The 10,537-nt window shown below is 72.0% G+C and carries 8 protein-coding genes; 6 read left to right on the top strand and 2 right to left on the bottom strand.

The genetic code is table 11. From position 1 onward, the window contains the following. The 3 genes from ACFWN1_RS28220 to ACFWN1_RS28210 all read left to right on the top strand — a co-directional run. On the top strand, positions 1-882 hold an 882-nt coding region (locus ACFWN1_RS28220), incomplete at its 5' end, for a sugar ABC transporter permease (RefSeq protein WP_384367812.1). 201 nt (positions 883-1,083) lie between these two features. After that, positions 1,084-3,012, top strand: a complete 1,929-nt coding sequence (gene dxs / locus ACFWN1_RS28215) for a 1-deoxy-D-xylulose-5-phosphate synthase (RefSeq protein WP_384367809.1) — start codon at positions 1,084-1,086, stop codon at positions 3,010-3,012. A 147-nt stretch (positions 3,013-3,159) separates the two neighbouring features. Continuing rightward, the gene (locus ACFWN1_RS28210) at positions 3,160-4,662 is read left to right on the top strand and encodes an amino acid permease (protein WP_384367806.1); all 1,503 of its coding nucleotides are present in this window, start codon (positions 3,160-3,162) and stop codon (positions 4,660-4,662) included. A gap of 33 nt (positions 4,663-4,695) precedes the next feature. On the opposite strand, the gene ACFWN1_RS28205 is transcribed toward ACFWN1_RS28210, so the two are convergent. Next, complete coding sequence (locus ACFWN1_RS28205) at positions 4,696-5,088, bottom strand: NTP pyrophosphohydrolase (protein ID WP_384367803.1); 393 nt, start codon at positions 5,086-5,088, stop codon at positions 4,696-4,698. A 72-nt stretch (positions 5,089-5,160) separates the two neighbouring features. Between ACFWN1_RS28205 and ACFWN1_RS28200 the strand changes: the two genes are divergently transcribed. Further along, positions 5,161-6,180 (top strand): hypothetical protein, encoded by a 1,020-nt coding sequence (locus ACFWN1_RS28200; RefSeq protein ID WP_384367800.1) that lies wholly within the window; start codon positions 5,161-5,163, stop codon positions 6,178-6,180. 15 nt (positions 6,181-6,195) lie between these two features. On the opposite strand, the gene ACFWN1_RS28195 is transcribed toward ACFWN1_RS28200, so the two are convergent. Then, on the bottom strand, positions 6,196-7,287 hold the full coding sequence (locus tag ACFWN1_RS28195) for an LCP family protein (RefSeq protein ID WP_384367797.1): 1,092 nt from the start codon (positions 7,285-7,287) through the stop codon (positions 6,196-6,198). A gap of 419 nt (positions 7,288-7,706) precedes the next feature. Between ACFWN1_RS28195 and ACFWN1_RS28190 the strand changes: the two genes are divergently transcribed. Next, positions 7,707-9,350 (top strand): stealth family protein, encoded by a 1,644-nt coding sequence (locus tag ACFWN1_RS28190; protein WP_384367815.1) that lies wholly within the window; start codon positions 7,707-7,709, stop codon positions 9,348-9,350. 15 nt (positions 9,351-9,365) lie between these two features. Then, positions 9,366-10,537, top strand: a 1,172-nt coding sequence (locus ACFWN1_RS28185) for a sugar phosphotransferase (protein WP_384367795.1), incomplete at its 3' end; no start/stop codon positions are given.

The raw sequence follows: 10,537 nt of genomic DNA, 5'->3' as shown, positions 1-10,537 counted from the left end.
GTCGCCGTCCTCGCCGCCCTCGCGGCCGGCGCGGCCATCGGCGCCCTGCACGGCTTCTTCTTCGCCCGCATCGGCGCCCCGGCGTTCGCGGTCACCCTGGCCGGCCTGCTGTTCTGGAACGGCTTCATGCTCCAGATCCTGGGCTCCAACGGCACGATCAACATCGACAGCGACGGCGTGGTCGGCAAGCTGACCACGTACTACTTCTCGGATGTCGCCGCCGCCTACCTGCTGGCCGTCGTGGCGGTCGCCGGGTACTTCCTGTCGGCGTTCCTCGGCAACCGCCGTCGCGCGCTCGCGGGCATCCCGTCGCGTCCGCTCAGCGACATCGTGCTGCGCACCGCGCTGCTCGCGGTCGCCCTGATCGCCGTCGCGGTCATCTTCAACCAGTACAAGGGCCTGCCGCTCGCGGTGCTCCTGTTCGGGATCGTGCTGGTCGCCAGCGACTTCCTGCTGCGCCGCACCGCGTACGGCCGCAAGGTCTTCGCGCTCGGCGGCAGCGTCGAGGCATCCCGCCGTGCCGGTATCAACGTCACCCTGGTGCGCGTCTCGGTCTTCGCCATCGCGGGTGTCTTCGCCGCCGTCGGCGGCCTGTTCTGGGCCTCCAAGATCGCGGCCGCCAACCAGAGCGCCGGCTCCGGCGACCTGCTGATGAACGTCATCGCCGCGGCCGTCATCGGCGGCACCAGCCTCTTCGGCGGCCGGGGCCGCACCTGGAACGCGCTGCTCGGTGTCCTCGTGATCACGTCGATCCAGTACGGGCTCGCCCTCAGGGGCATCGCCACCCCGATCCAGTACATGATCACCGGTGGCGTGCTCCTCGCCACGGTCGTCATCGACTCGGTCACCCGCAAGACCCAGAAGTCCGCCGGCCGCGCGTAACCCCCGGCAGGCTCTCGGGAGGCCCGGCGCGACGACGCGCCGGGCCTCCGCGTTTCCCCTGGTCGCATCCCCGCTCATGGGGGGTGCGACCGTTCGTACGACCACCGGGGCACCGCCCGGCCGACGCTCCGCCGGGGTGGAACATTAGACTCGTCAGGCCCGGCAACAGCTCGATCAGCTCATACCTGCAAGGAGGCACGGGTGCCGCTGCTGACCCGCATCACGGGACCGCGCGATCTGGACCGGCTCAGCCTGGAGGAGCTGGACCAGCTCGCTGGTGAGATCCGGACGTTCCTCGTGGAGGCCGTGTCCAAGACCGGCGGTCACCTCGGCCCGAACCTCGGTGTGGTGGAGCTGACCATCGCCCTGCACCGGGTCTTCCACTCGCCCGCCGACAAGGTGCTGTGGGACACCGGCCACCAGTCCTACGTGCACAAGCTCCTCACCGGGCGCCAGGACTTCTCCCGCCTGAAGATGAAGGGCGGCCTGTCCGGCTACCCGGCGCAGAGCGAGTCCGAGCACGACGTCATCGAGAACAGCCACGCCTCCACGGTGCTCGGCTGGGCCGACGGCATCGCCAAGGCCAACCAGCTGAAGAAGTCCGACGACCGCGTGGTCGCCGTCATCGGAGACGGCGCGCTGACCGGCGGCATGGCCTGGGAGGCGCTGAATAACATCGCCGAGGCCAAGGACCGCCCGCTCGTCATCGTCGTCAACGACAACGAGCGCTCCTACGCGCCCACCATCGGCGGCATGGCCAACCACCTGGCCACCCTGCGCACCAGCGACGGCTACGAGCGCTTCCTCGCCCGGACCAAGGACCTGCTGGACCGCACCCCGGTCGTCGGCCGCCCCCTCTACGACACCCTGCACGGCGCCAAGAAGGGCCTGAAGGACTTCATCGCCCCGCAGGGCATGTTCGAGGACCTCGGCCTGAAGTACGTCGGCCCGATCGACGGCCACGACATCGAGGCGCTGGAGTCGGCGCTGGTGCGCGCCAAGCGGTTCGGCGGCCCGGTCATCGTGCACTGCCTCACCGAGAAGGGCCGCGGCTACCAGCCCGCCCTCCAGGACGAGGCCGACCGCTTCCACGCCGTCGGCAAGATCCACCCCGACACCGGTCTGCCCATCGCCTCCTCCGGCGCCGACTGGACCTCCGTGTTCGGCGAGGAGATGGTGAAGCTCGGCGAGGAGCGCGCGGACATCGTCGCCATCACCGCGGCCATGCTCCAGCCGGTCGGCCTGGACAGGTTCGCCAAGCGCTTCCCCGAGCGGGTCTACGACGTCGGCATCGCCGAGCAGCACGGCGCCGTCTCCGCGGCCGGCCTCGCCCACGGCGGGGTGCACCCCGTCTTCGCGGTGTACGCCACCTTCCTCAACCGCGCCTTCGACCAGGTCCTGATGGACGTCGCCCTGCACAAGTGCGGCGTCACCTTCGTCCTGGACCGGGCCGGCATCACCGGCACCGACGGCGCCTCCCACAACGGCATGTGGGACATGTCCATCCTCCAGGTGGTGCCCGGTCTGCGCCTGGCCGCACCGCGCGACGCCGACCAGGTACGCGCCCAGCTGCGCGAGGCCGTCGCCGTCGAGGACGCGCCGACCGTGGTCCGCTTCTCCAAGGGCGCGGTCGGCCCCGCCGTACCCGCGGTGCGCCGGGTGGGCGGCATGGACGTGCTGCGCGAGGCGGACACCGACCGCCCCGACGTGCTCCTGGTGTCCGTGGGCGCGCTCGCCCCGATGTGCCTGGAGATCGCCACGCTCCTCGACAAGCAGGGCATCTCCACCACCGTCGTCGACCCCCGCTGGGTCAAGCCCGTCGACGAGGCGATGGCCCCGCTCGCCGGGCGGCACCGGGTCGTCGTCACCGTCGAGGACAACAGCCGCGTCGGCGGTGTCGGCTCCGCGGTCGCCCAGGCGCTGCGCGACGCGGGCGTGGACGTGCCGCTGCGCGACTTCGGCATCCCGCCGCGCTTCCTCGACCACGCCTCGCGCGCCGAGGTCATGGCCGAGATCGGGCTGACCGCCCCGGACATCGCCCGCCAGGTCACCGGTCTGGTCGCCAGGATCGACGGCCGTTTCGGGCAGGACACGGACGCCATGGACCCGGTGGAGTCCGCGCGCGACTGACCACTCGAACGCCACGGCCGACGGGCCGGTTCCGCTGCCTCCTCAGGTGGCGGGACCGGCCCGCCTGCGTGAACCTGCCAGTGCCGGGGCACACGCACCCCGTCCCTCTCGACCATGTCGAGGACGACAAGCGTGGGAGGTAGGCACGTGAGCACGCTCTTCCGCACGAAGAACGTCGAGCAGTCCATCCGGGACACCGAGGAACCGGAGCACTCGCTCAAGAAGTCCCTCTCCGCCCTCGACCTCACGGTGTTCGGTGTCGGTGTCATCATCGGCACCGGCATCTTCGTGCTGACCGGCCAGGTGGCCAAGAACAGCGCCGGTCCCGCGGTGGCCGTCGCCTTCGCCGTGGCCGGCGTGGTCTGCGGCCTCGCCGCGCTCTGCTACGCCGAGTTCGCGTCGACGGTCCCGGTGGCGGGATCGGCCTACACCTTCTCCTACGCCTCGCTCGGTGAACTGCCCGCCTGGACCATCGGCTGGGACCTGGTGCTGGAGTTCGCGCTCGGCACCGCGGTGGTGGCGGTCGGCTGGTCCGGGTACGTCCGCTCGTTGTTCGACAGCTGGGGCTGGCACCTGCCGGAGTACCTGTCCGGGCGGGACGGCGCGAGCGGGTTCGGCTTCGACGTCCTCGCCGCCGCGCTGGTGCTGCTGCTGACCTGCGTGCTGGTGGTCGGCGTGAAGCTGTCCGCCCGGATCACCTCGGCCGTCGTCGCCGTCAAGGTGGTCGTCGTCCTCATCGTGATCGTGGCGGGGGCCTTCTTCGTCACCGGCGACAACTACGACCCCTTCATCCCGCCGGCCCAGCCGCAGGAGGCGGGCCAGAACCTCAAGGCGCCGCTGATCCAGCTGATGTTCGGCTGGGCGCCGGCCAACTTCGGTGTGATGGGCATCTTCACCGCCGCCTCGGTGGTGTTCTTCGCGTTCATCGGCTTCGACGTCGTCGCCACCGCCGCCGAGGAGACCCGCAACCCGCAGCGGGACATGCCGCGCGGCATCCTCGGCTCGCTGCTCATCTGCACGGTGCTGTACGTGGCGGTGTCCCTCGTCGTCACCGGCATGCAGAAGTACACGAAGCTGTCCGTGGAGGCGCCGCTCGCGGACGCCTTCAAGTCGCTCGGGCACCCCTGGTACGCGGGCATCATCAGCTTCGGCGCCGCCGTCGGCCTGACCACGGTGTGCATGATCCTGCTGCTCGGCCAGACCCGGGTGTTCTTCGCCATGAGCCGCGACGGACTGCTGCCCCGCTTCTTCTCCCGGGTCCATCCGCGCTTCCGCACCCCGCACCGGCCGACCATCCTGCTCGGCGTGATCATCGCGATCATCGCGGGCTTCACCAGCCTCAGCGAACTGGCCGAACTGGTCAACATCGGCACCCTGTTCGCGTTCATCGTGGTCGCGACAAGCGTCATCATCATGCGCAGGACCCGGCCCGACCTGCCCCGCGCCTTCCGCACCCCGTGGGTCCCGGTGCTGCCGGTCGTGTCGGTGTGCGCCTCGCTGTGGCTGATGCTCAATCTGCCCGCCGAGACCTGGCTGCGGTTCGCCATCTGGATGGCGATCGGCTTCGTCGTCTACTTCCTCTACGGCCGCACCCACAGCCGCCTGGCCCGCGGGGAGCAGCCCCCCGCCGAGGCCCCGGAGGCCCCCTGAGCCGCGAGCGCCGGCCCGCCGTACGGAAGACCCTCAGCCGAGGGCCGTACGCGGACCGGTGACCTCCGCGCCCAGCTCGCCCACCCGGCGCCGCAGTTCGCGGTCGGCGGTCACCACCAGCCGGTCCCGGTCGGCGGACCCGGCGACCAGCTCCACGATCCGGTCGTCCCCGCTGCCCGGCGCGGACTCCACCCGGACCCCCGGCACGGACTCGACACCGCGCGCCGCGCCCTCCACCACCAGCACGATCTCCGCCGGGCCGGGCCGGCCCGGCAGCCCGCCACCGGCCAGCCGGTCCCGCAGCCGTTCGGCGGCCCCCTTGCGGTCCTTCCACCAGCCGTCGGGCCGGGAGCCCACCACATTGGCGCAGTCCACGATCGCCAGCAGGGGATCGTCCTGAGCCGGCACCCGGCGTACGTCGTCCATGCGCCCAGACTCCCACGGGAGTCCCTCGGGGGCGCGGTCCGCGCCTCCCACCAAGCGGCTTATGGTGATCCGGTGAACGGCGACTGGCTCATACCCGGCAGCGACGGCCGGCTCGGTGTCTACCACCCCACGGGTGACGGTGTCCTGTCCCGGGCGGAACTCCGGCCGGGCGGCGGCTGGACCGCCCCGCGCAGGGTGGGCGGCGAACTGAGACTGCGTCCGGGCCTGGGAGTGGGCCAGGGCACCGACGGCTACGCCCACCTCGTCTCCTGGCGTCCGGCGGCGAAGGACGAGGCGGTCCTGACCCACTCCACCCACTACCGCCCCGACCTCACCGCCCTGGACTGGGCCCCCATCGGCCACCCCAACCGCAAGGGCCCGCGCACCTCGGACCCCGCGGTCGCGGTGGACGCCCAGGGCCGGGCCCATGTCTTCGTGGTCAACGGCGGCCAGGGGCTGAGCATGGTCGCCCAGCGGGAGAAGGGCGGCTGGGACCCCTGGCGGGACCTGAAGGGCTCCAGGGTCCAGGACGGCCTCGCGGCGCTGACGGGGGAGTCCGGCCTGGTCGAGGTGTACGGGGCGGTGCCCGGCGGCATCCTGCACTGGTCCCAGGAGAAGCCGGGCGGACAGCCGTCCGTCACCGAGCGGCTGGAGGCGCGGGTCAGGCCCGGCACACTGGCCGCGCTCGCCACCTCCGCAGACCGCACGACGGTGTTCTACACCGACCCCGAGGGCCTGCTCTGCGCCTGGCGCCCCGGCTCCGAGCCCGTCGCGCTGCTGTACGCGGCCGGACCGGGCCCGGTCAGCGCGGCCCGCTGCCTGCTCGACGGCCATGACTGCACCGTGCTCGCACAGCGCGCGGCGAACGGCCGGGTCGCCATCGCCGCGTATCCCACGGAGGCGGAGTCGGCGGGCGCCTGGTGGGCCGAGTCGGGCCCGGAACTGCCCGAGGACGCGCGGGTCTTCCTCACGGGTGGCGCGGACTCCGGGCGGCTGGTCGCGGCCGCGCTCTCCCCGTCGGCCGGCCGGCTCGTCCTCACCCGCCGCAAGGACGAGCCGGGGCTCGCGCTGGAGCCCTGGCGGGAGATCTGACCCCGCCGGGGGTGCTTACGGGGTGGCGCCGCCGCGCGCGGGGGACTTCCTGGCGGAGTCGGGGACCACCCCGTCCGTGCGCAGGGCCGCCCAGAGCTGCTCGGCCTGCGGCCGGGCGGCCACGACCCGGTTGGGGTCCTCGGTGTCGTACCGCACCGGGAGCATGATCGTCTCCATGGTGGAGGTGTCGACACCGTTCATGCTGCGGCTGAACTCGGCAAGCCTGGTGAGGGAGGCGAGCCCGGAGTCGGTGGTGAGCGCGGTCGTGAGGTCGTCCGCCACGGCGTACGCCTTGGTGGGGCTGCCCATCAGGTCCTGCCGCTTGATCTCGGCCAGCAGCGCCATCAGGAACTTCTGCTGCATCCCGATCCGGCCCAGGTCGCTGCCGTCGCCGATGCCGTGCCGGGTACGGACGAACTGGAGCGCCTGGGTGCCGTTCAGCCGGTGGGTGCCGGCCGCGAGGTCGAGCCCGCTGGAGGAGTCGTGGATGTCGCGGTCCACGGTGACGGGAACCCCGCCGATCGCGTCGACCAGGCCCTTGAACCCGGCGAAGTCGATCTCCACGAAATGGTCGAGCCGTACACCCGACATCTTCTCGACCGTCTTGACCACACAGGCCGGACCGGCCGCCGAATAGACCGAGTTGAACATCACGCGGTGGGCCGACGGAAGCTTCGGACCGTTGCCCTTGACGCACTCGGGGCGGGTGACGAGGGTGTCGCGCGGGATGCTGACGGCGACGGCCTTCTGGCGCCCCTCGGGTATGTGGATGACCAGCGCGGTGTCCGAACGGGCCCCCGCCACATGCCCGGTACCGGTCGCCGCGTTGGCGCCGGCGCGCGAGTCGGAGCCGAGGACCAGCACGTTCTGGCCGGAGGTGGGCAGCTTCGCGGGGCGGTCGTCGCCGAGGGACTGTTCGAGGTCGACGCCCTTGATGTTGCCGTCGAGCCGGCTGTACAGCCCGTAGGAGACACCGGCCGCGGCGACCGCGAGGACCACGACGCCGACGGCGATCCAGCGCAGCCGGCGGCGGGGGCGCCGTCCGGCCGGCGGTGCCTGCCCCGGCCCCGCCTCGGGGTTGCCCGGACCCACCGGGGAGTGCGTCATGCTCGGTCCTCTCGCTCGTCGGCTCGCGGCCTTGGATTCCTTGAGTGGCTCGGGCGCGAGTGGGGGGAGAGGTTCGGGCCCGCACGGCGCCTCGCGCCGTGGTCCGCCGAACTATAGACCGAATGTCAGCTCACATACCGTGTGCGTCCACTGTCCGTCGTTCACCAGAACTTCACTTCGTCAGCCGGTTCTCCAGCAGGTTTGCCTGGCGATCCGTTCATTTGACAGTGATGTGAACATGCGGTGATGATGCGCAAAGCGCGTGAAGCTTAAAGCATTATTGGGTCGGCCTGATGATTCACAGGCGCTCGACCGGCCGGGGGCCGGAGTGAACGAGGGAGGGCGGCTGTGGTCCCGGGGGTCTCGGCCAGCAGGGGGAGTGTGGCGTGACGGCGGTATCCGAACACCCCGCCGTGCGGATGCCCGTCGATGCGGCGCGACGCGGCGCCGTCGCTCCGAAGGCCGTCCTGGAGCGCGCCGCGCGAGCCGCCGTCGAGGCGCCCACGGCAGGCGTGCCCGCCGTCACCGGGCCGCCCGCCACCAGGCACGACGATGTCTACGTCATCCGGCGGATCACCCCGCTGGCGGCCCGCGAGGCCAACCGCGCCGCCCTGTCCCGGCTGCTCACCACGATCGGTGCCGACCCCTTCGCGGTCCGGGGCCACGACGACCACGGCACCGTGCTCGCCGTCGCCGAGGACGCGCGGCCCCAGGTGCTGGACGTACTGCGGCGCGGCCTCGGGCAGTTCCCCGGTCTGCTGAGCGTGATCGACCCCGACGCGCCCCGCCCCGCCAGGCCGCTGTCCACGCGGGAGGCCGCCGCCTGGCGCGAGGTGCCCGGCGCCCGGGTCCTCCAGGTCAGCTGGACCCGCGCCGACCCGGACCGGCACCTGGTGCTGGGACACGAGTACGGCTGCGCGATCGAGTTCTGGCGCCGCGAGGGCGACCGCCTGGTGGCCCCCCGGCCCAACCGGGTCGCCTGGAGCGTGCGGACCGACGGTCCCGGCGTGCGCGGCGCGGCCCGGCTGTTCAGCCGGTACATCTCCGACTGGACCCCGGCCGAGGACGCGCCCCCGCTGGTCACCCGGCCCGAGTTCCTCGTGCCCTGCGCGGACGACATCGACTTCCCCGTGGACGCGGTCTACACCTGGGTCGACGGCAACGACCCCGCCTGGCAGGAACGCAAGGCCACGGCCAGGGGCGAGGTCTACCACGCCGAGTCGGCGAGCGACGCCCGCTTCATCAGCCGGGACGAACTGCGCTACTCGGTACGTTCGTTGCACATGTTCGCGCCCTGGATACGCAACGTCTACGTGGTGACCGACGACCAGACCCCGGCCTGGCTGCGGGACGACCTGGGAGACGTGCCCGGACTGCGGATCGCCACGCACCGCGAGATCTTCCGCGACCCGGCCGACCTGCCGGTGTTCAACTCGCACGCCATCGAGAGCCAGCTGCACCGCATCGAGGGCCTGGCGGAGCACTTCCTGTACTTCAACGACGACATGTTCATGGGCCGCCCGGTGGCCCCGCACGCCTTCTACACCCCGGCCGGCGTGGCCCGTTACTTCCCCTCGCGCAACCGCATCCCGCAGGGCCCGGTCGTCCCCACGGACAGCCCGGTCGACGCGGCGTGCAAGAACAACCGGGCGCTGCTGAAGGAACGTTTCGGCAGAGTGATCACCCAGCCCATGGAGCACATTCCGTACCCGCTGCGCCGCTCGGCGATGGAGGAGGCGGAACGGGACTTCCCCGCGGCGTGGGCGCGTACCTCGGGCAGCAGATTCCGCGCCATGACGGACCTCTCGCCCACCTCGTCCTTCGTCCTCTACTACGCCGCCCTCACCGGCCGGGGACAGCCGGGCTCGATGCCCTTCACCTACCTCCAGCTCTCGGTGCCCGATCTCGCCGACCGGCTCCAACGGCTGCTGGACGGCCGGGACAGAGACTCCTTCTGTCTCAACGACGCCTTCTCCACCCCCGAGGACATCGAGGCCCAGCAGGAACTGCTGGACGGATTCCTGGGCGCCTACTTCCCCACCCCAAGCCCTTACGAACGATGAAGCGGAGTTCATGACGTGCCCGATCCGACGTCCATGAACTCAGCGGTTCAGGTCTACAAGCGGTTCGTACCCGACCCCGTCCGCGCCGCCGCGGCCACCACCCTGCCCGCCGGGGTGCGCCGCAAGGTGAAGCTGAGCCTGGCCCAGACCCTGCGCCGCCGCGAGGCACGGCTGCACCAGCGCGCCCTGCGCCGGGTGCGCAAGGCCGGGCTCAGCCGGTCCGAGCGCCGGACCACCGCCCCGGACGGCCGCGTCGGCCATGTGCACACCGGGCTCACCCTCGACCTGGCCCGCCGGTTCGACCACGAACTGGTCACCCGGGCCCTGGACTCGGCCGGCATCTGCTGGTTCGCGGTCCCCGCGCTGGACGACCGCCGTATCTGCCTCGCCGTGGAGCAGCGCGACAAGGGAGCCGTCCGCCGCGTGCTGCGGGCCCTGATGGAGGAGCACACCGGGTACGTCACCTCCGTATCGCCCGCGCGGAGCGACACCCCTGACCTGCCGGGCAGCCATGTGAAGGCGTGGAAGCACTACCCCAAGGCGCGGGTGATCCGCCTCACCTGGCTGCGCACCGAACCGACCGAGAACCTCTGGACCGGCGACGACCAGGGCATCGAGATCGAGTTCTGGACGCGCAACGACAACCTGCCCGTGGAGCGGCTGATCGGCCCCCGGCCCAATCGCGTGCAGCGCGCGGTGCCCAGTGACGCGCCCGGGGTGGAGATCGGCCTCGACCGGCTGTGCGGCTACAGCGACACCGACGGCGAACTGGAACCGACCGTCACCCTGGAGACCTTCGACGTCGTCCGGCTGGACGAGGTGGGCTTCCCCGTCGACGCCGTCGTCCTGTTCGAGCACGCCACCCCCTGGGGCGAGGAACTGCTGCGCGCCGCGCTGCGCTCCCTGCACCAGTACGCGCCGTGGACCCAGGTGATCCAGGTGGTCGCGCAGGTGGCACCGCCCGCCTGGCTGAGCGAGGCCGAGGGGCTCGACGTGGTCCGGGTCCGGTCCGGCGCCGAGGCGCGGCTGCACCTGCTGCCCGGTCTCGCACCGCACTTCCTGCTGCTGCGGCCGGGCGCCGTCGTCGGCCGCCCGGTGCGGCCCTTCGACTACTTCATGCCCGGCGGCGCGGCCCGCCCCCGGCGCGGCCGCTGGACCGCCGAGGAGTCCACCGCCCCCTGGGCCTG

The sequence above is a fragment of the Streptomyces sp. NPDC058459 genome, from assembly GCF_042721685.1.
GTDB lineage: Bacteria > Actinomycetota > Actinomycetes > Streptomycetales > Streptomycetaceae > Streptomyces.
This window is presented reverse-complemented; position numbering and strand designations above follow the sequence as displayed.